The 20,505-nt window shown below is 41.4% G+C and carries 25 protein-coding genes; 23 read left to right on the top strand and 2 right to left on the bottom strand.

The window, feature by feature from the left end:
• Positions 1–73: 73 nt before the first annotated feature.
• Positions 74–433, bottom strand: coding sequence for a DUF3397 domain-containing protein (locus tag FD735_RS06665; RefSeq protein ID WP_139658795.1), 360 nt, complete (start codon positions 431–433; stop codon positions 74–76).
• Positions 434–524: 91 nt separating this feature from the next.
• On the opposite strand from FD735_RS06665, the gene FD735_RS06660 reads away from it, so the two are divergent.
• Genes FD735_RS06660 through FD735_RS06640 form a run of 5 tightly spaced genes read left to right on the top strand, consistent with a single transcriptional unit; the run spans position 525 to position 5,225 of the window.
• Positions 525–1,481 carry a TIGR01212 family radical SAM protein gene (locus FD735_RS06660; protein ID WP_000867026.1) on the top strand — a complete coding sequence of 319 codons (957 nt, stop codon included), beginning with the start codon at positions 525–527 and terminating at the stop codon, positions 1,479–1,481.
• Positions 1,465–2,022: a class I SAM-dependent methyltransferase gene (locus tag FD735_RS06655; RefSeq protein ID WP_042902095.1), complete on the top strand. Its 558-nt coding sequence runs from the start codon at positions 1,465–1,467 to the stop codon at positions 2,020–2,022. The genes FD735_RS06660 and FD735_RS06655 overlap by 17 nt, the downstream gene beginning before the upstream one ends.
• On the top strand, positions 2,015–2,269 hold the full coding sequence (locus FD735_RS06650) for a hypothetical protein (protein ID WP_139658794.1): 255 nt from the start codon (positions 2,015–2,017) through the stop codon (positions 2,267–2,269). Before FD735_RS06655 ends, FD735_RS06650 begins: the two co-directional genes overlap by 8 nt.
• 11 nt (positions 2,270–2,280) lie before the next feature.
• Complete coding sequence (locus FD735_RS06645; RefSeq protein WP_139658793.1) at positions 2,281–4,335, top strand: sodium:proton antiporter; 2,055 nt, start codon at positions 2,281–2,283, stop codon at positions 4,333–4,335.
• Positions 4,336–4,364: 29 nt separating this feature from the next.
• Positions 4,365–5,225 carry a YihY/virulence factor BrkB family protein gene (locus tag FD735_RS06640; protein WP_139658792.1) on the top strand — a complete coding sequence of 287 codons (861 nt, stop codon included), beginning with the start codon at positions 4,365–4,367 and terminating at the stop codon, positions 5,223–5,225.
• A gap of 39 nt (positions 5,226–5,264) precedes the next feature.
• On the opposite strand, the gene queA is transcribed toward FD735_RS06640, so the two are convergent.
• Positions 5,265–6,293, bottom strand: a complete 1,029-nt coding sequence (gene queA / locus FD735_RS06635; protein ID WP_139658791.1) for a tRNA preQ1(34) S-adenosylmethionine ribosyltransferase-isomerase QueA — start codon at positions 6,291–6,293, stop codon at positions 5,265–5,267.
• A 146-nt stretch (positions 6,294–6,439) separates the two neighbouring features.
• On the opposite strand from queA, the gene FD735_RS06630 reads away from it, so the two are divergent.
• The 18 genes from FD735_RS06630 to pstB all read left to right on the top strand — a co-directional run bounded on the left by FD735_RS06630 (position 6,440) and on the right by pstB (position 20,494).
• Positions 6,440–7,147, top strand: coding sequence for a glucosamine-6-phosphate deaminase (locus FD735_RS06630; RefSeq protein WP_000864607.1), 708 nt, complete (start codon positions 6,440–6,442; stop codon positions 7,145–7,147).
• A gap of 525 nt (positions 7,148–7,672) precedes the next feature.
• Positions 7,673–7,849 (top strand): 30S ribosomal protein S21, encoded by a 177-nt coding sequence (gene rpsU / locus FD735_RS06625; RefSeq protein ID WP_000048054.1) that lies wholly within the window; start codon positions 7,673–7,675, stop codon positions 7,847–7,849.
• A 130-nt stretch (positions 7,850–7,979) separates the two neighbouring features.
• A complete protein-coding gene (gene hprK / locus FD735_RS06620) occupies positions 7,980–8,915 on the top strand; it encodes an HPr(Ser) kinase/phosphatase (RefSeq protein ID WP_000115190.1) in 936 nt (311 codons plus the stop codon).
• Complete coding sequence (gene lgt, locus FD735_RS06615) at positions 8,908–9,696, top strand: prolipoprotein diacylglyceryl transferase (protein ID WP_139658790.1); 789 nt, start codon at positions 8,908–8,910, stop codon at positions 9,694–9,696. The genes hprK and lgt overlap by 8 nt, the downstream gene beginning before the upstream one ends.
• Positions 9,697–10,080, top strand: coding sequence for a DUF948 domain-containing protein (locus FD735_RS06610; RefSeq protein ID WP_000895033.1), 384 nt, complete (start codon positions 9,697–9,699; stop codon positions 10,078–10,080).
• Positions 10,081–10,095: 15 nt separating this feature from the next.
• Complete coding sequence (locus tag FD735_RS06605; protein ID WP_000517390.1) at positions 10,096–10,494, top strand: YtxH domain-containing protein; 399 nt, start codon at positions 10,096–10,098, stop codon at positions 10,492–10,494.
• A gap of 73 nt (positions 10,495–10,567) precedes the next feature.
• Positions 10,568–11,698: a radical SAM family heme chaperone HemW gene (gene hemW / locus FD735_RS06600; RefSeq protein ID WP_139658789.1), complete on the top strand. Its 1,131-nt coding sequence runs from the start codon at positions 10,568–10,570 to the stop codon at positions 11,696–11,698.
• Positions 11,699–11,702: 4 nt separating this feature from the next.
• Entirely contained in the window at positions 11,703–12,440 is a 738-nt protein-coding gene (locus tag FD735_RS06595) for an acyl-[acyl-carrier-protein] thioesterase (protein ID WP_000524791.1), read from the top strand.
• A 10-nt stretch (positions 12,441–12,450) separates the two neighbouring features.
• On the top strand, positions 12,451–13,224 hold the full coding sequence (locus FD735_RS06590; RefSeq protein WP_139658788.1) for a TIGR01457 family HAD-type hydrolase: 774 nt from the start codon (positions 12,451–12,453) through the stop codon (positions 13,222–13,224).
• Entirely contained in the window at positions 13,214–13,831 is a 618-nt protein-coding gene (locus FD735_RS06585) for a TIGR01906 family membrane protein (protein ID WP_139658787.1), read from the top strand. The genes FD735_RS06590 and FD735_RS06585 overlap by 11 nt, the downstream gene beginning before the upstream one ends.
• Positions 13,832–14,051: 220 nt before the next feature.
• Positions 14,052–14,453 carry a Spx/MgsR family RNA polymerase-binding regulatory protein gene (locus FD735_RS06575; RefSeq protein ID WP_000631261.1) on the top strand — a complete coding sequence of 134 codons (402 nt, stop codon included), beginning with the start codon at positions 14,052–14,054 and terminating at the stop codon, positions 14,451–14,453.
• Entirely contained in the window at positions 14,454–14,732 is a 279-nt protein-coding gene (locus FD735_RS06570) for a UPF0223 family protein (RefSeq protein WP_049485131.1), read from the top strand. It abuts the gene before it with no gap.
• Positions 14,722–15,495, top strand: a complete 774-nt coding sequence (locus tag FD735_RS06565) for an inositol monophosphatase family protein (protein ID WP_139658786.1) — start codon at positions 14,722–14,724, stop codon at positions 15,493–15,495. Before FD735_RS06570 ends, FD735_RS06565 begins: the two co-directional genes overlap by 11 nt.
• Complete coding sequence (locus FD735_RS06560; protein ID WP_139658785.1) at positions 15,496–16,800, top strand: RsmF rRNA methyltransferase first C-terminal domain-containing protein; 1,305 nt, start codon at positions 15,496–15,498, stop codon at positions 16,798–16,800.
• Positions 16,801–17,010: 210 nt separating this feature from the next.
• Entirely contained in the window at positions 17,011–17,889 is an 879-nt protein-coding gene (locus FD735_RS06555; RefSeq protein ID WP_049485127.1) for a phosphate ABC transporter substrate-binding protein PstS, read from the top strand.
• Positions 17,889–18,806 (top strand): phosphate ABC transporter permease subunit PstC, encoded by a 918-nt coding sequence (gene pstC / locus FD735_RS06550; RefSeq protein ID WP_001070951.1) that lies wholly within the window; start codon positions 17,889–17,891, stop codon positions 18,804–18,806. The genes FD735_RS06555 and pstC overlap by 1 nt, the downstream gene beginning before the upstream one ends.
• Entirely contained in the window at positions 18,796–19,680 is an 885-nt protein-coding gene (gene pstA, locus FD735_RS06545) for a phosphate ABC transporter permease PstA (protein ID WP_000543050.1), read from the top strand. The genes pstC and pstA overlap by 11 nt, the downstream gene beginning before the upstream one ends.
• A gap of 10 nt (positions 19,681–19,690) precedes the next feature.
• Positions 19,691–20,494, top strand: coding sequence for a phosphate ABC transporter ATP-binding protein PstB (gene pstB, locus FD735_RS06540; RefSeq protein WP_000049851.1), 804 nt, complete (start codon positions 19,691–19,693; stop codon positions 20,492–20,494).
• Positions 20,495–20,505: the final 11 nt, after the last annotated feature.

Below are 20,505 nucleotides of genomic sequence, written 5' to 3'. Positions count from 1 at the left end.
ATCTTGGTAGAGCTTAGAAAGTAAGTATGAAGATAAAAACATTCCCTTAGACAGCTGTCTGAGGGAATACTTTTTATGGGAGCATCATCAATTTGACAATCATAGCTATGTAGATGATTAAGGTAAGGAGAAAACCGGCTCTCCAGAAGAATTTGATGAATTTAGGGTAATAAAAACTTCGTTTTTTGACAAGGAAAAAGACTACAAGGAGGATTGCTAGGAGAGAAAGTGCGACTCCAAGTCGCGGTAGAAAGTTGTGGGTAAAGGCTTTAGCAGTGATCAGATAGTACTCGAATACCAAAAGTGGAAAAGCTAGATCCGCGAAATTAAATCCTATTTTCCTAAGTCCGAAAAGCTTGGTGACAATAAAGCAAACCACCAAGGTTAATATCAATAATAAAATAGATGCTATTTTCATTAAAATCATACCCATATTGTATCATAAAAAAACGCTAAAGGAAATGAGAAACAAGGGAATTTGTTGGAAAGTCAGGCTTTTGAGATTGTAGGTGTTTTTTGTTATAATGAAAGTTATGAAATCTTATAATACCTTGAATGATTATTATCGAAAACTTTTTGGAGAAAAGACTTTCAAAGTTCCTATTGATGCGGGATTTGACTGTCCAAATCGTGATGGAACTGTAGCTCATGGTGGTTGTACTTTTTGTACGGTTTCAGGTTCTGGAGATGCCATCGTGGCACCGGATGCTCCTATTCGTGAGCAATTTTATAAGGAAATTGACTTTATGCACCGCAAGTGGCCAGATGTTCAGAAGTACTTGGTTTATTTCCAAAACTTTACCAACACCCATGAAAAGGTGGAAGTGATTCGGGAGCGATATGAGCAGGCTATCAACGAGCCAGGTGTAGTGGGAATCAATATCGGAACACGTCCGGATTGCTTACCTGATGAAACAATCGAATATTTGGCTGAGTTATCGGAACGCATGCATGTGACGGTTGAATTGGGATTACAGACAACCTTTGAAGCAACCTCTGACCTGATTAACCGTGCCCATTCTTATGAATTGTATGTTGAAACAGTAAAACGCTTGAGGAAATATCCCAAGATTGAGATTGTTTCCCATTTGATTAATGGTCTGCCCGGTGAGACTCATGAGATGATGATTGAAAATGTACGCCGTTGTGTTACGGATAATGATATTCAAGGAATTAAGTTGCACTTGCTTCACCTCATGACCAATACACGGATGCAGCGAGATTACCACGAAGGACGCTTGCAACTGATGAGTCAGGATGAGTATGTCAAAGTTATCTGTGATCAACTGGAAATCATTCCCAAGCATATCGTCATCCATCGAATTACAGGAGATGCACCGAGAGATATGCTGATTGGTCCTATGTGGAGCCTCAATAAATGGGAAGTGCTAAATGCCATTGAAACTGAGATGCGACGTCGTGGAAGTGTGCAAGGATGCAAGGCTGTAAAACAGGAGTTTAAAAATGAAAAGACCACTTGAGATGGCACATGATTTTTTGGCTGAGGTTGTGACAAAAGAGGATATTGTAGTGGATGCGACCATGGGCAATGGCCACGATACACTTTTTTTAGCCAAGCTAGCCAAGCAAGTCTATGCCTTTGATATCCAGGAGCAGGCTTTGGAGAAGACGCAAGAGCGTTTGGATCAGGCTGGAATGACAAATGCCCAGTTAATCTTGCAAGGTCATGAGACACTGGACCAATTTGTTACAGAAGCTAAGGCAGGGATTTTTAATCTGGGTTATCTGCCTTCTGCTGACAAATCTGTCATCACCCAACCTCAGACTACTATCGAAGCATTAGAAAAGCTGTGTCATTTGCTTGTCAAGGGGGGACGGATTGCTATCATGATCTACTATGGTCATGAGGGAGGAGACACCGAGAGGGATGCTGTATTGGATTTTGTTAGCCAGTTGAACCAACAAGAGTATACAGCTGCCATTTATCGGACTCTCAACCAAGTTAATAATCCACCGTTTTTAGTTATGATTGAAAAATTAGAAAGGTATAGACATGGATAAGCAATACCTTCGTGAGAAGCTTGAGGCAATGCGCCAAAATTTTGTCGAGTCAACGCATCACGAGCGAGCAGTCGGAGTGCTCGACGAAGCACATATGAGCAAAAAAATGCTTAAAATCAAGAAAAAATTAGTGGCTCTTGAAATGGAACGATGCCAGAAGAAAATTGAGCACAAAGACTGTTCTAAGATTGATCAGAAAATCCAAGAGCAAAAGAAGATTTTTGAATCTTGTTGTAAAAAAGATTAAGGAGGAATTGTGTGGAATTACTCATTTACTTGATTCTATTTTTATTTGTCTTAATCATTTCAACTACGACCAATAAACTTCTCCCTTTTTTGCCCCTTCCTCTTGTGCAAATCCTTTTGGGGATTGGGATTGGCTTATTTGTTCCCGATGCGGACTTTCATCTCAATACAGAGCTGTTTCTGGCCATGGTTATTGGTCCCTTACTTTTCCGAGAGGCAGAAGAAGCGGATATTACGTCCATTTTGAAACATTGGCGGATTGTCGTCTTTCTGATTTTTCCTGTGATTTTTATCTCAACCTTAAGCTTGGGAGGCATGGCTCACTTCCTTTGGATGACTCTTCCTTTGGCTGCCTGTTTAGCAGTTGGAGCGGCACTTGGGCCAACAGATTTGGTTGCCTTCGCATCTCTTTCTGAACGTTTTCGTTTTCCCAAACGGGTTTCTAATATTCTAAAAGGGGAAGGACTCTTAAATGACGCTTCTGGTTTGGTTGCCTTTCAGATGGCTCTTGCTGCTTGGACAACAGGAACGTTTTCTTTCAGCCAAGCTGGAACTTCCCTAGCACTTTCTATTCTTGGTGGTTTTGTAGTCGGTTTTGTGACGGCTATGGTCAATCGTTTTTTGCATAGCTTTTTACTGAGTGTACGAGCGATAGATATAGCCAGTGAACTATTGCTAGAGCTAAGTTTGCCGCTCATGACCTTTTTCATCGCAGAAGAGTTTCATGTTTCAGGGATTATCGCAGTAGTGGTTGCAGGTATTTTGAAGGCCAGTCGCTTTAAGAAAATTACGCTCCTTGAGGCTCAGGTAGACACCGTGACAGAGACCGTCTGGCACACCGTGACCTTTATGCTAAATGGATCAGTCTTTGTTCTCTTGGGAATGGAATTAGAATTGATTGCAGAGCCAATTTTGTCTAATTCTCTCTACAATCCCCTTCTTTTACTGCTTTCAGTTGTCGTTCTGACCTTCTTGCTTTTTGCGATCCGCTTTGTCATGATTGCTGGTTTTTACTTTGTGAGGACGCGTCGACTTAAGAAAAAAATTCATAAGTACATGAAAGATATGCTTCTTTTGACCTTCTCTGGTGTCAAAGGGACAGTATCTATCGCGACTATTCTCCTCATACCAAGTCATTTGGAGCAGGAGTATCCTCTGTTGCTCTTTCTCGTAGCAGGCGTTACACTATTAAGCTTTCTAACAGGTTTACTGGTCCTCCCTCACTTATCTGAGGAACAAGAGGAAAGCAAGGACCATTTGATGCATATTGCGATTTTGAATGATGTAGCTGCAGAATTAGAAAAAGAACTGGACCATCACAAGAACAAACTTCCTCTTTATGCAGCTATTGATAATTATCATGGTCGGATTGAAAACCTCATCCTTAGTCTGGAAAATAAGAGAGTCCAAGAGGACTGGGAGTCCCTCAAACTTCTTATCTTGAGTATTGAGAGTGACGGTTTGGAGCAAGCCTACGAAGAAAATAGAATCAGCGAGCGTGGCTATCGAGTTTACCAACGTTACTTAAAAAACATGGAGCAGAGTATCAATCGGAATTTCGATTCTAGAGTGACTTATTACTTCCTAGTTTCCTTACGGATAATGCGCTTTCTACTCCATGAAATGTTTACCTTTGGCAAAACTTTCCGTAGTTGGATGAATGAAGAATCTCGTAAACTATTAGCAGTTGACTATGATCAAATTTCAGAGTTGTATTTGGAAAATACAGAGCTGATTATCGAGAGTTTGGAAAACCTAAAAGGGGTTTACAAGAGTTCTCTGATTAGTTTTATGCAAGAGTCTCGTCTACGTGAGACGGCCATTATCGGAAGTGGTGCCTTTGTTGAGAGGGTTATCAATCGCATCAAGCCAAACAATATCGATGAAATGCTACGAGGCTACTATCTCGAACGTAAGGCAATCTTTGAATACGAAGAAGCTAAACTGATAACAGCCAAGTATGCCAAAAAACTACGCCAAAATGTGAATAATTTAGAAAATTATTCTCTGAAAGAGGCCGCAAATACTTTACCTTATGATATGCTAGATTTAATCAGAAGAACTTAGATGATGAAGAAAATGACGGAGGATGGAACATGAAAAAGTGGTGGAAAGAGCTGACGGACAGGCCCTTATTGAAAGCTTTTTTGCATTATTATCAAGCATCTGATAGTGAGTTGACCAGTGTTGCGGTTGCCTACTATTGGTTGATTTCAATCTTTCCTTTGCTGATGATAATGGTTAATATCTTGCCTTATTTTCAGATTCCGGTCTCAAATTTTTTACTGACGATCAAGGAATTTTTGCCTGATACGGTGTATGATGTGGTCGCCAAGATTGTCCGAGAAGTTCTGACTCAACCATCGACTGGTTTGCTGAGTTTTGCCGTTTTATCTGCACTCTGGACCTTTTCGAAATCAATGGATTTCCTCCAAAAAGCCTTTAACAAAGCCTATGGGGTGACCAAGAGTCGAGGAATTATCTCCCATCAGTTGATGAGTCTCCTTGTTAGTTTTGGCTTGCAGATTCTTTTTGCTCTAGCCTTGTTTTTGAGTATGTTTGGTCGTATGTTGCTCAACCTTCTCAAAACTTACTGGCAATCAGACAGTCCGCTATTTTCCTACCTGCAAGATTTTACAGGCCCTCTGGTCTATGCCTTGATTTTTGCCATTCTAGTCATGATTTATTACTTCCTTCCAAAAGTAAAAGCACCACGAATCCGCTATGTTTTACCAGGAAGTGTCTTTGTCTTGCTAACTCTTATCTTTTTATTGAATATCTTTTCTGTCTACGTCAATAGTTATGTTAATCATCTGGTTGATGTCCGATTTTTCAGTTCCATTATCGTGGTAGTCATGATGTTCTGGTTTATTCTCATTGCAAAGATTTTGATTATCGGAGCAGTTATCAATGCCAGTGTTCAGAGCTTGAAAGATCCAAAGTTTAGTATGGAATAATTAGAAAAATCCCTATTAGGTTTCCTAATAGGGATTTTCTTAATAGATAAACATGGCATCTCCAAAACTGAAGAAGCGGTAGTGTTCTTGGATGGCATGGTGATAGGCATCTAGGACTAAGTCACGACCGGCAAAGGCAGAAACTAGCATAACAAGAGTTGACTTGGGTAGGTGGAAGTTGGTTGAAAAAGCATCCACAACCTTCCAGTCATAGCCTGGTTTGATAAAGATATTGGTCCAGCCAGAATCTGCTTGGATTTGCCCATTAAACTTGGAACCGATGGTTTCCAGTGTGCGGATCGAAGTGGTTCCGACAGCGATGACACGACCTCTATTTTCCTTAACAGAGCGAAGGGTGGCTGCTGCTTCCTCAGAAAGTTGGTAGAATTCGGAGTGCATTTCGTGTTCATCCAAATTGTCCACAGAAACAGGTCTAAAGGTTCCGAGTCCGACATGAAGAGTGAGATAGACCAGATGAACACCTTTGGCTTGGATTTCTGCTAGCAGTTCTTTGGTGAAGTGCAATCCAGCAGTCGGTGCTGCAGCAGAGCCACTCTCTTTAGCGTAGACCGTTTGATAGCGTTCACGGTCATCCAATTTTTCATGGATATACGGTGGCAGCGGCATTTCTCCCAGACTTTCCAAGACTTCTAGGAAAATTCCTTGGTATTCAAAGCGGACAATACGGCCCCCGTGGGTTAGTTCTTCTGTAACGACAGCACTGAGACGACCATCTCCAAAGCTGACACGAGTACCGACCTTGAGGCGTTTGGCAGGTTTAGCCAGAACTTCCCACTCATCACCTGCAGTATTTTTGAGTAGGAGAAGCTCCACATGGCCACCTGTTTCTTCCTTTTGACCATAGAGGCGGGCAGGGAGAACGCGAGTGTCGTTCATGACAAGAGCATCACCAGGTTCCAGCATGTCGATAATAGAGTGGAAATGTTTATCCTGCATTTCTCCCGTTTCACGATTAACGATAAGGAGTTTAGACGCATCACGTTTTTCAAGGGGTGTTTGGGCAATCAATTCCTCAGGTAAGTGGAAATCAAAATCAGCTGTATTCATTTTTTCATCATTCTTTCTAAGTTCTAATCCTATCCATTATAACATGTTTCAAGTTTGGACGCTCTTTTTTTAGAAATTAAATCGTTTTCACTTGACAAAAATTGGTCTATACCATATAATGAATATAGAAATATGGAGGATATAAAATGAAAGTTATAAAAGTTGAAAATCAAGTCGAAGGTGGAAAAGTAGCTTTTGAGATTTTGAAGGAAAAATTGGCCAATGGTGCTCAAACATTAGGACTTGCAACAGGAAGCAGCCCGCTTGAGTTTTACAAGGAAATCGTTGAGAGTGACCTTGATTTTTCAAATCTAACCAGTGTGAATCTTGATGAGTATGTAGGGCTTGATGGGGACAATCCACAGTCTTATCGTTACTTCATGCAGGAAAACTTGTTCAACCAAAAACCATTTAAGGAAAGCTTCTTGCCACGTGGTGTTAAGGACAATGCTGAAGAAGAAGTTGAACGCTACAATCAAATTTTGGCTGACCATCCTGTTGATTTGCAAATCTTGGGGATTGGTCGCAATGGACATATCGGCTTTAACGAGCCAGGAACTCCATTTGATAGCCAAACGCATCTAGTAGAACTTGATCAATCTACCATCGAAGCCAATGCACGTTTCTTTGACAAGATTGAAGACGTTCCAACTCAAGCCATTTCAATGGGAATTAAAAACATCTTGGATGCCAAGTCAATTATTCTCTTTGCCTACGGTGAGTCGAAAGCAGAAGCCATTGCTGGAACAGTATCAGGCCCAGTGACTGAGAATCTACCAGCAAGTAGCCTACAAAACCACCCTGATGTGACTATTATTGCTGATGCAGAAGCGCTCAGCTTACTTGAAAAGTAAAAATACAAGAACCACTTGCTCTTTGGAGTGAGTGGTTTTAGACATATAAAACTTCAACATTATGTTAGGGGACCACATGAATAAAGAAGAATTTCTAAAAATAAAAGAAGCATATAAGAACGATAGGCAGAAGAGAAAAAGAAGATAATAGACTTCCTCTTAAATAAGAAAAATAATGATGGAAACTTAATATTTTTTTAAAAAACAGATATAAATAAAAATGAGTTAAATAAAGATGAGGATATATCATTTGTACAGACAAGTGGAGGAAGTGGAAAACCAAATGACTCATCAGGAGGTACTTTATCTAGACCATATGATTTATCAAATCATATGTGGATTGATTTGTCTTATAAAGGAAATAAAATCTTAATCTCTTTACAGTCTTTTGATATTGATCCAAATAATGAAAAGAATCTTCATGTCTTATATGATAGAAAGAATAAAAAACTTAGTTTCCTCTTGACATTTATTCATTTTGCATGTAAAATAGAATAGATCTTGAACTTGAAGGGAGTGAAAAAAATGTCTAAAACAGTAGTACGTAAGAATGAATCTCTTGACGATGCACTTCGTCGTTTCAAACGTGCGGTTACTAAAGCTGGTACTCTTCAAGAAACACGCAAACGTGAATTCTATGAAAAACCTTCTGTAAAACGTAAACGTAAATCAGAAGCAGCTCGTAAACGTAAAAAATTCTAATTTGAAATGAAAGGCTAGACTTGTCTAGTCTTTTTATTTTTAAATAAATACTGTAAATCCTGCAAAAAAAGGAAACTTCCACCTACAATCTGATATAATAGTAGGGAGAACTCGATTGAAGGAGGAAATTATGTCGGTTTTAGTAAGAGATGTCATTGAAAAACTCAGATTAGATATTGTCTATGGTGAAGGCGAATTACTTGAAAAAGAAATCAATACTGCGGACATTATGAGACCTGGTCTTGAAATGACGGGCTATTTTGATTACTATACACCAGAACGGATTCAGCTGTTAGGGATGAAAGAGTGGTCCTATTTAGTCGCCATGCCTGCCCAGAACCGTTATCAAGTTTTGAAGAAAATGTTTCTACCTGAAACACCTGCGGTTATCGTGGCCCGTGGCCTGGTGGTACCAGAGGAAATGTTGAGGGCTGCTAGGGAATGCAAGATTGCGATTTTAACCAGTCGAACAGCAACCAGTCGTTTATCTGGAGAGTTATCCAGCTACCTTGATTCCCGTTTGGCTAAACGTACCAGTGTGCATGGTGTCTTGATGGATATCTATGGCATGGGTGTCTTGATCCAAGGGGATAGTGGTATCGGTAAGAGCGAGACAGGTCTTGAGCTTGTGAAGCGTGGACACCGTCTAGTAGCAGACGATCGTGTAGATATTTATTCTAAGGATGAGATGACTCTTTGGGGCGAACCTGCTGAAATCTTGAAACATTTACTTGAGATTCGTGGAGTTGGGATTATCGATATCATGAGTCTCTATGGTGCAAGTGCCGTAAAAGATTCTTCACAAGTTCAGCTAGCAGTTTATCTAGAAAATTACGATACGCATAAGACCTTTGACCGTCTAGGAAACAATGCCGAAGAACTCGAAGTTTCTGGTGTAACGATTCCGCGTATCCGCATCCCAGTAAAAACAGGACGCAATATTTCCGTTGTTATTGAGGCAGCTGCCATGAACTATCGTGCTAAAGAAATGGGCTTTGATGCGACGCGTTTATTTGAAGAACGCTTGACAAATCTAATCGCTCAAAATGAGGTGAAACATGATTAATCCAGTCGCATTTGAAATTGGTCCCTTTGCTATTCGTTGGTATGCTTTGTGTATTGTAGCTGGTTTGGTTCTGGCAGTCTACCTTGCCATGAAAGAAGCTCCTAAAAAGAAAATCCTGTCAGATGATATTTTGGATTTTATCCTGATTGCTTTTCCGGTAGCTATTTTAGGTGCTAGACTATACTACGTACTCTTTCGTTTAGATTATTATCTGCAAAATCCAGGTGAAATCATCGCCATTTGGAATGGTGGTTTGGCCATTTATGGAGGTTTGATAGCGGGCGCTATTGTCCTTTATATCTTTGCAGATAGAAAGCTGATTAATACTTGGGATTTCTTAGATATTGCAGCACCGAGCGTCATGGTTGCCCAGAGTTTAGGGCGCTGGGGGAACTTCTTTAACCAAGAAGCCTACGGTGCAGCAGTAGATAGTCTGGATTATTTGCCAGGCTTCATTCGTGACCAGATGTACATTGATGGTAGCTACCGTCAGCCGACCTTCTTATATGAGTCGGTTTGGAATCTAATTGGATTTGCTTTAATCTTGATTTTTAGACGAAAATTCAAGGAAATCAGACGTGGTCATATTACTGCTTTCTACTTGATTTGGTATGGCTTTGGTCGTATGATCATCGAAGGGATGCGGACGGATAGTCTCATGTTCTTTGGTCTGCGAGTTTCCCAATGGTTATCAGTTATCCTTATCGGACTCGGTATTTTTATCATACTTTATCAAAATCGAAAGAAAGCCCCTTTCTATTATACAGAGGAGGAAAAATAAATGTTAGAAGTTGCATATATACTTGTTGCGATTGCTTTGATTGTCTGTTTAGTCTATTTGACAATCACGATTCAAAAAGCAGGTCGTATGATTGATGAGACAGAGAAAACCATCAAAACGTTGAGCTCAGATGTGAACGTTACCTTGCATCAGACTAATGAATTGTTGGTTAAGGTCAATGTGTTAGCAGACGATATCAATATCAAAGTTGCGACGATTGATCCACTCTTTACGGCGGTGGCAGACTTGTCTGAGTCAGTTTCTGATCTTAACCAACATGCGCGTGTTTTAGGCAAAAAAGCTTCATCTGCTGGTTCAAAGACCATTAAAACAGGTGCAGGCTTATCCGCTCTTCGTGTCGCAAGTAAATTTTTCAAAAAATAAAAAAGGAGAAATCTTATGGGAAAACTATCCTCTATCCTTTTAGGGACTGTTTCAGGTGCAGCTCTTGCTTTGTTTTTGACGAGTGACAAGGGCAAGCAAGTTTGTAGTCAAGCTCAGGATTTTCTAGATGATTTGAGAGAAGATCCAGAATATGCTAGAGAGCAGGTTTGTGAGAAACTAACTGAAGTGAAGGAACAGGCAACTGACTTTGTATTGAAAACAAAGGAGCAAGTAGAATCTGGCGAAATCACTTTTGATAGTGTCCTTGACCAAGCTAAAAACTGTGCTCGACAAGCGACGGAAGCGTCAAAGGAAACCTTTAACAATCTCAAGGAGCAGTGGCAAGAACAGTCAGCAACTCCAGACGTTGCTGAAGACCAAGAAGAAATCATCATCGATATTACTGAAGTATAAGGTATCACCATCTCTGGTTTTTGGAGATGGTGATTTTTATCTGCAAGCCTGTCTTTGTGGTATAATAAATACTATGCAGAAAAAACCAACATCCGCCTACGTGCATATTCCCTTTTGTACACAGATTTGTTATTATTGTGACTTTTCAAAGGTGTTTATTAAGAATCAACCAGTAGATAGTTATTTGGAGCATCTGCTAGAAGAGTTTCGTTCTTATGATATCCAAAAATTGCGAACTCTCTATATTGGAGGTGGGACGCCAACAGCTCTGTCCGCTCCGCAATTAGAGTTGCTCTTAGATGGCTTGACTAAAAATCTAGACTCATCTGTCTTGGAAGAATTGACCATTGAGGCCAATCCAGGCGATTTGGACGCGGATAAGATTGCGGTTTTGAAACAGTCGCCAGTCAATCGTGTTTCCTTAGGTGTGCAGACTTTTGATAACAAAATGCTGAAAAAGATCGGGCGTAGTCACTTGGAGAAGGATATTTATGAGAATATCGACCGTCTCAAACTGGCTGGTTTTGACAATATCTCCATTGATCTAATCTATGCTCTTCCAGGTCAAACTATGGCTCAGGTCAAGGACAATGTGGCTAAGGCTATCTCGCTTGATATTCCTCATATGAGCCTTTATAGCTTGATTTTGGAAAATCATACGGTCTTTATGAACCGCATGCGACGAGGGAAGTTGCCCCTACCCAAGGAAGAGTTAGAAGCGGAGATGTTTGAGTACATCATTTCAGAGCTTGAGCGAGCTGGTTTTGAGCATTATGAGATTTCGAATTTCTCCAAACCAGGCTTTGAAAGTCGCCATAATCTCATGTACTGGGACAATGCTGAATATTATGGTATCGGTGCGGGTGCTTCAGGTTATGTGAACGGGGTGCGCTATAAAAACCACGGTCCTATCCGCCACTATCTCAATGCAGTAGAGGCAGGAGATGCACGGATAACAGAAGAAAACCTGACTCAAAAGGAGCAGATGGAAGAAGAAATGTTCCTAGGCCTCCGGAAAAAATCCGGGGTTTCTATGGCGCGATTTGAGGAAAAATTTGGACGATCCTTTGATGGACTTTATGGCGAAATCATCAGAGATTTGGTTCAACAAGGACTTATGCAGATCGACGGTGATCGTGTCCGAATGACAAAGAGGGGTCTCTTCTTGGGAGACACTGTAGCAGAACGATTTATTTTGGAGTAGAACAATGGGCTTAACTTATCAAATGAAAATGAAAATTCCTTTTGATATGGCGGACATGAACGGTCATATCAAACTTCCAGATGTGATTTTGCTGTCCTTGCAAGTATCAGGTATGCAGTCGATCGAACTGGGAGTTAGTGACAAGGATATGTTAGAACGTTACAATCTGGTCTGGATTATTACAGACTATGCGATTGACGTGGTTCGCTTGCCTCGCTTTGCTGAAGAGATTACGATTGAAACAGAAGCATTGACTTACAATCGTCTTTTTTGCTACCGTCGTTTCACTCTCTATGATGAAGCAGGTCAAGAAATCATTCGCATGGTAGCAACCTTTGTTCTCATGGACAGGGACAGTCGTAAAGTTCATGCTGTCGAACCGGAAATTGTTGCGCCTTACCAGTCTGAGTTTGATAAAAAACTCATCCGTGGGCCAAAGTATGCTAACCTAGAAGACCCGATCAGTAAAGACTACCATGTTCGTTTTTACGACTTGGATATGAATGGTCATGTTAATAACAGCAAATACCTGGATTGGATTTTTGAAGTCATGGGAGCAGATTTTTTGACCAAGTATATTCCAAAGAAAATCAATCTCAAGTATGTCAAAGAAGTGCGACCAGGTGGCATGATTGCCTCAGCTTATGAACTCAAGGGACTAGAAAGCAAGCATGAGATTATCAGTGATGGCGAGATCAATGCCCAAGCTATGATTACGTGGCAAGAAATTGAAGGCAATTAGAAAGGACGATATGGCTTATAAAGGTTATTTAATTGATTTAGACGGAACCATTTACAAGGGGAAAGACAGAATCCCGGCAGGAGAGGCTTTTGTCCATGAGTTACAAAAAAGAGAAATTCCCTACCTCTTTGTGACCAATAATACAACCCGTACTCCTGAGAGCGTTCAAGAGATGTTGGCTCAGAATTTTAACATTAATACCCCTCTATCAACTGTCTATACAGCAACTCTGGCAACCATCGACTATATGAACGACTTGGGACTGGAAAAGACAGTCTATGTCATTGGTGAAGCAGGGCTCAAGGGTGCTATCCAGGCGGCAGGTTATGTCGAAGACAAGGAAAATCCAGCCTATGTGGTCGTTGGACTGGACTGGCAAGTTGACTATGAAAAATTTGCCACAGCAACTCTAGCCATTCAAAAAGGTGCTCACTTTATCGGAACCAATCCTGACCTCAATATCCCGACGGAACGTGGTCTCTTGCCTGGTGCTGGTTCACTAATTACACTTCTTGAAGTAGCAACACGGGTCAAACCAGTTTATATCGGGAAACCAAATGCTATCATCATGGACAAGGCGGTTGAGCACTTAGGTTTGAAAAGAGAAGAATTGCTCATGGTTGGGGACAATTACCTGACGGATATCCGAGCAGGGATTGACAATGGTATTCCAACGCTCTTGGTGACGACAGGTTTTACCAAAACAGAAGAAGTGGCGGACTTGCCAATCGCACCAACTCATGTAGTTTCTAGCCTTGCGGAGTGGAATTTCGATGAAAACTAAACTGACCTTTTGGGGAAGTATGCTCTTTTTCCTCTCCCTTTCTATCCTACTGACCATTTATCTGGCATGGATTTTCTATCCCATGGAGATTCAGTGGCTGAACTTAGCGAATCGAGTCTATCTAAAGCCCGAAACCATTCAATACAATTTTCATATCTTGATGAATTACCTGACCAATCCCTTTAGTCAGGTCTTAGAGATGCCAGATTTTCGTTCATCAGCGGCTGGTTTACATCACTTTGCGGTGGTGAAGAATCTCTTCCACTTGGTTCAGCTAGTTGCCCTAGTGACGCTACCTAGTTTCTATTTCTTTGTTAGAAAGATTGTGAAAAAAGGATTTCTACCTCTATATCGTAAAAGTATTCTGACTTTAGTGCTATTGCCTCTAGTCATTGGGCTTGTAGGAGTGTTGATTGGTTTTGAGCAATTCTTTACTCTTTTCCATCAGATTCTCTTTGTGGGAGATGATACCTGGCTTTTTGATCCAGCAAAGGATCCCGTTATTTGGATCTTACCAGAGACTTTCTTTCTCCATGCCTTTTTACTTTTCTTTGCTTTGTATGAAGGAATGTTTGGTTTCCTTCTCGCTAAAGCTGCAAGGAAATAGTGGAAAAAATTCTGTATTTTTAATAAAAACCGAGAGAAGTTGCTCTACTCCCTATTTATTGTTAGGTTATCCTAAAGATAAACTTGCAAAGCAGGAGATTTTTGCAGAAAACAGTCTATTTTCTATGAAAAAATAGGCTTTTTTTCTAAAAATACCTAGTCAAGCGCTTTATTTTTTTGTATAATAGAAATAGCAAGTATAGATAAAAGAAGAGAAAAGCATGATTACACTATTTTTATCACCGAGTTGTACATCATGTCGTAAGGCAAAGGCTTGGTTAGAAACGCATAAAGTGCCCTTTCAAGAGCATAATATTATGACTAGTCCTTTAACAAGAAAAGAATTACAACATATTCTTTCCTTGACCGAAAATGGTACTGATGACATCATTTCAACTCGTTCAAAAATTTTTCAAAAATTGGATATTGATGTAGAGAGTATCTCGGTATCGGAGTTGCTTCAGTTGATTGAGCAATATCCTAGTCTTTTGCGTCGCCCAATTATTATAGATACCAAACGCATGCAGATCGGTTTTAATGAAGATGAGATTCGTGCTTTTCTCCCTCGTAGTTACCGTAAACAAGAATTGAAAGAAGCAACATTGAGAGCTGGTATAGGATAGATGAACAAACAGTATAGTTACCCACTAGATTTGTCGTGGAGCACTGAAGAACTTGCTTCAGTGCTTTCTTTTTTTAATGATGTTGAAGCTGCTTATGAAGATAAGGTTGAAGCAAAAAAACTGCTAGAATCTTACAAGAAATTTAAGTCTGTGGTTCCAAGCAAAAGTGAAGAAAAACGTTTAGGTCGCGAATTTGAGACGGCTAGCGGTTATTCCTTCTATCATGCAGTTCAATTAGCAAAAGAAAAAAGAGAAGGGAAGATTTCTCTTGGAAACTAAATTTGAATTTGCCAAACAGATTGTGCAGGAAGCTGCTAACTATATTTTGGCTCACATGAAAGAAGATTTGCAGGTTGAGCGCAAATCTTCGCCTACAGACTTGGTGACGCGTTTGGATAAGGAAGTTCAGGATCTCTTGGTTGGTAGAATTTTAGCATCTTATCCAGAAGACTTGATTTGCGCGGAAGAGGGTTGTTTACGTGCTGCAGTCGGTCAAGGTTCCGTTTGGGTGATTGATCCCATTGACGGTACCAATAACTTTGTCGCTCAGCAGGAAGATTTTGCCGTGATGTTGGCTTATTTTGAGAATGGTGTGGGCAAATTTGGTGTCATCTATGATGTCATGAAAGGCGATTGTTACCATGGTGGTGGTGCCTTTCCTCCTTGTCGCAATAATGAGCCCTTACCGCCTTTTAAAAAGAAACCTCTTCAAGAATTTTTAGTTGCCGGTAACTCAGGTATGTTTGAAAGCAATGAGTGGGGCTTGGGTGATTTGGGTCGATCAGTGTTGGGAGTCCGTGTTTACGGCAGTGCGGCCATTAGTTTTGCCAAGGTTTTATCGGGTCGTCTTCTGACTTATATTACCTACTTGCAACCATGGGATTACGCTGCGGCCAGTATCTTAGGGGAAAGTCTGGGTTATCGCCTTCTTACGGTATCAGGTGAGCCCGCTGATTTTAAAACGCGTCAGCCTGTCATGATGGTGCCAATCGAGATGCAAGAAGAGATTCAGTCTTATATCTACGAAAGGAAAGAGAACTAAATGCAATTTCCAGAAGGATTTGTTGAAAAATATGAAGCGATACTAGAAGACGAGGCAAGAGACTTTCTTGCCTCTTTTAAACAAGAAGCAGTTCCGGCTTTTCGAGTCAATCCCTTAAAAGAAAGTCAGTTATCGTTTGCAGATGCTATTCCCCATACACCTTGGGGGTATTATGGCAAGGTTTCTGGAAAGTCACCAGAGCATGTGACAGGTCTTGTTTATTCGCAAGAGCCTGCAGCCCAAATGGTGGCCCAGGTAGCTCAACCAAGACCTGGCATGAAAGTCTTGGACTTGGCGGCAGCACCAGGTGGAAAATCCACTCAACTAGCAGCTTATCTGGCTAATCAAGGAGTCCTTGTTTCCAACGAAATTTCAAGCAAGCGTGCTAAGATTTTAGTGGAAAATATGGAGCGATTTGGAGCGACAAACGTTGTTGTGACTAATGAATCTGCTGACCGCTTGGCCAAGGTTTTTAAAGGTTACTTTGATGTGATTGTTCTTGATGCACCTTGCTCAGGTGAAGGGATGTTTCGTAAGCAGCCAGATGCCATGGATTATTGGAGTACCGATTATCCGAGCCAATGTGCTAGTCTCCAAAGGGAAATTTTAGAAGATGCAGTGACCATGCTTGCTGAAGGTGGCCGTTTAGTTTATTCGACCTGTACTTGGGCACCAGAGGAAAATGAAGAAATCGTCCACTGGTTACTTGATACTTATGATTTTGAACTGCTTCCAGTTGATCATGTGAACGGTATGGTAGCAGGAATTGACCTTCCTGAAACGGCGCGGATGTATCCTCATCATTTCAAGGGAGAAGGTCAGTTTGTTGCCCACCTGCAGTTTAAGGGACAAAATCCAGCACCTAAATTCAAAGCTAGCAAGAGCAATCTCAGTCGTGAGCAACTGGCTTTGTGGCAAGAATTTGCCCAAAAACACTTGCGAGTCAATCTAACTGGTATCTTGCAAACTTTTGGAGATCAACTCTATCTCTTGCCAGAGATGCTACCTGATCTAGGAAAACTCAAAATTGCCCGAAATGGGCTCCATCTGGGGACTTTTAAAAAGAAACGCTTTGAACCAAGCTTTGCTCTGGGATTAGCATTGAAACCAAGCCAAGTAAAACAAAGTGTTGAAATCAATGATGAGAACTTTGTAAAATATGTGGCTGGTGAGACTGTTCAATTGTCTGAAGCTAGACCAAATGGCTGGTACCAAGTTCTGGTTCAAGGAAACGGACTAGGCTTTGCCAAGGTAACGGGTAATGTTTTGAAAAATTATTATCCAAAAGGGCTCAGATTCAGGTGAAAAAGCTAGTCAAAGAGCCTATTCTATGTTATAGTGGAAGTATGAGTTTTTTCTGATAGTCTTTCATTATTACTTATATTATACGATGGAATTGTCCGCTCTTAAGAATGACTAGATAAAATAAAGCGGGACAATCATTGATGATAATTGGATGATCAGGACAAACGGAAGAAATCAGAACATTTATCATTATGTTCAAGGAGAATAACAGTGAAAAAAAGAAAAAAGCTCGTCATGTCTCTTGCAGCTCTTTTTATGGCAGGTTCTCTAGCAGGATGTGCTAGCTGGATTGATCGTGGAGAATCCATGACAGCCGTTGGTTCAACTGCTCTTCAGCCTCTTGTTGAAGCGGCAGCAGATGAATTCGGTTCTAGAAACATCGGAAAAACAGTTAATGTTCAAGGTGGTGGATCGGGTACAGGACTATCTCAAGTCCAGTCTGGAGCAGTTGACATCGGGAACTCTGACGTCTTTGCAGAGGAAAAAGAAGGAATCGATGCTTCGGCTCTAGTAGACCACAAGGTTGCAGTGGCTGGTCTTGCAGTGATTGTAAACAAGGAAGTGGATGTTGAAAATCTCACAACCGAGCAACTTCGCAAAATCTTTACAGGTGAAGTGACCAACTGGAAAGAAGTTGGGGGCAAAGACCTGGCCATTTCAATCATCAACCGAGCAGCAAGTTCTGGTTCACGAGCGACGTTTGATACGGTGATTATGAATGGCCAAGCGGCAATGCAGAGCCAAGAACAGGATTCTAACGGGATGGTCAAGTCGATTGTATCCCAAACGCCTGGAGCCATTTCTTACCTGGCTTTTGCCTATGTAGATGACTCCGTGAAAAGCATGAAACTGAATGGGTATGAACCTACATCTGAGAATGTAACGACCAACAACTGGCCTTTGTGGTCTTATGAACATATGTACACACTTGGTCAGCCAAATGAGTTAGCTGCTGAATTCCTGAATTTCGTCCTCTCAGATGAAGCCCAAAATGGAATTGTTAAGGGCATGGGCTATATCTCTATCAATGAAATGAAAGTCCAAAAGGATGCTTCAGGTACCGTTACAGCAGTAGAAGGAGGTCAATAATGAATCAAGAAGAATTATCTAAAAAATTACTCTCTCCTTCAAAGAACTCTCGCCTTGAGAAGTTTGGTAAAGGTTTGACCTTCACTTGCCTTTCTTTGATTGTCATCATTGTGGCAATGATTTTGATTTTTGTAGCCCAAAAAGGCTTATCGACCTTCTTTGTCAATGGGGTCAACATCTTTGATTTCCTCTTTGGACAAACTTGGAATCCTTCAGGGAAACAATTTGGTGCCCTTCCGATGATTTTGGGTTCCTTTATTGTGACGATTTTATCGGCCCTCATCGCAACTCCCTTCGCTATCGGAGCTGCAGTCTTTATGACAGAAGTATCACCAAAGGGTGCAAAGATTTTGCAACCGGCCATTGAACTCCTCGTCGGTATTCCTTCAGTCGTCTATGGATTTATCGGTTTGCAAGTTGTGGTGCCTTTTGTTCGTAGCGTCTTTGGTGGAACTGGTTTTGGGATCTTGTCAGGGATTTTCGTTCTTTTTGTCATGATCCTACCAACTGTAACCTTTATGACAACAGACAGCTTGCGTGCTGTTCCTCGTCATTACCGTGAAGCCAGTTTGGCTATGGGAGCCACTCGTTGGCAAACCATCTGGCGTGTGACCTTGAAAGCAGCACGTTCAGGTATTTTTACTGCAGTGGTCTTTGGGATGGCGCGTGCCTTCGGTGAAGCCCTTGCTATTCAGATGGTTGTCGGAAACTCAGCAGTTATCCCAACCTCGCTAACAACACCAGCTGCGACCTTGACTTCTGTTTTGACTATGGGTATCGGAAATACCGTCATGGGAACGGTTGATAATAACGTTCTCTGGTCACTGGCCTTAGTCTTGCTCTTAATGAGTTTGGCCTTTAACAGTGTGATTAAATTGATTACGAAAGAAAGAGGAAAGAAAAACTATGCACGCTAAGAAATTAGATAAACTTGCAACAGCTGTCCTCTATACCATCGCGGGTATCATCGTTGCCATCTTGGCATCCTTGATTCTCTATATCTTGGTGAGAGGGTTACCGCATATCTCTTGGTCCTTCTTGACAGGGAAATCTTCCTCTTATCAAGCAGGTGGGGGTATCGGGATTCAGCTCTACAATTCCTTCTTCCTTTTGGTCATTACCTTGATCATTTCTGTTCCGCTGTCTATGGGAGCTGGCGTTTTCCTCGCTGAGTATGCCAAAAAAGGACCTGTGACCAATTTTATTCGTACCTGTATTGAGATTTTGTCTTCTCTACCATCAGTCGTTGTGGGTCTCTTTGGTTACTTGATCTTTGTAGTCCAGTTTGAGTATGGATTTTCAATCATTTCAGGTGCTTTGGCCTTGACGGTCTTTAACCTCCCTCAGATGACTCGAAATGTTGAAGACAGTTTAAAACACGTTCACCATACACAACGTGAGGCTGGTCTGGCCCTTGGAATTTCTCGTTGGGAGACTGTGGTCCATGTCGTCATTCCAGAAGCCCTTCCAGGTATCGTAACGGGTGTTGTCTTGGCATCTGGCCGTATCTTTGGTGAGGCCGCCGCTCTTATCTATACGGCAGGACAATCCGCTCCAGCTCTTGACTGGTCTAACTGGAATATCCTCAGTGTTACCAGCCCTATCTCAATCTTCCGACAAGCAGAAACCTTGGCTGTCCACATCTGGAAGGTCAACAGTGAAGGAACCATTCCTGATGCTACCATTGTATCTGCTGGTTCTGCCGCCGTGCTCCTCATCTTTATCTTGATTTTTAACTTTGGAGCTCGCAAACTCGGAAGCTATTTACACAAGAAATTAACCGCTGCCTAAAGGAGAAGCCATGTCAAAATATAACTGGGATGAAAAGCATATCATCACCTTCCCTGAAGAAAAAGTGGCCCTCTCTACTAAGGATTTACATGTTTACTATGGTAAAAATGAATCTATCAAGGGCATCGATATGCAATTTGAAAAAAATAAAATTACGGCCTTGATTGGTCCTTCTGGATCAGGGAAATCTACTTATCTTCGCAGTCTCAATCGGATGAATGATACCATTGATATTGCCAAGGTAACAGGTCAAATCCTCTACCGAGGGATTGACGTCAACCGTCCAGAAATCAATGTCTATGAGATGCGCAAGCATATCGGAATGGTCTTCCAACGTCCAAATCCATTTGCCAAGTCTATTTACCGGAACATCACTTTTGCTCATGAACGTGCAGGTGTTAAGGATAAGAAAGTACTTGATGAAATTGTAGAAACTTCGCTCCGTCAGGCTGCCCTTTGGGACCAGGTCAAAGACGACCTTCACAAATCAGCCTTGATGCTTTCTGGAGGTCAGCAGCAACGTCTCTGTATCGCTCGTGCCATCTCTGTCAAGCCAGATATCCTCTTGATGGATGAACCGGCGTCAGCCTTGGATCCGATTGCGACAGCCCAGCTGGAAGAAACCATGTTGGAATTGAAGAAGGACTTTACCATCATCATCGTTACCCACAGTATGCAGCAGGCTGCGCGTGCAAGTGACTACACTGGATTTTTCTACTTGGGTGATTTGATTGAGTATGATAAGACATCCAATATTTTCCAAAATGCTAAGTTACAGTCAACCAATGACTATGTAACGGGACACTTTGGTTAGAAAGGAAACGG

Source organism: Streptococcus sp. 1643 (genome assembly GCF_006228325.1).
In the GTDB taxonomy this organism is placed as follows: Bacteria; Bacillota; Bacilli; order Lactobacillales; family Streptococcaceae; genus Streptococcus.
The sequence above is the reverse complement of the archived record's forward strand: the minus strand, read 5'-3'. Positions and strand labels throughout refer to the sequence as shown.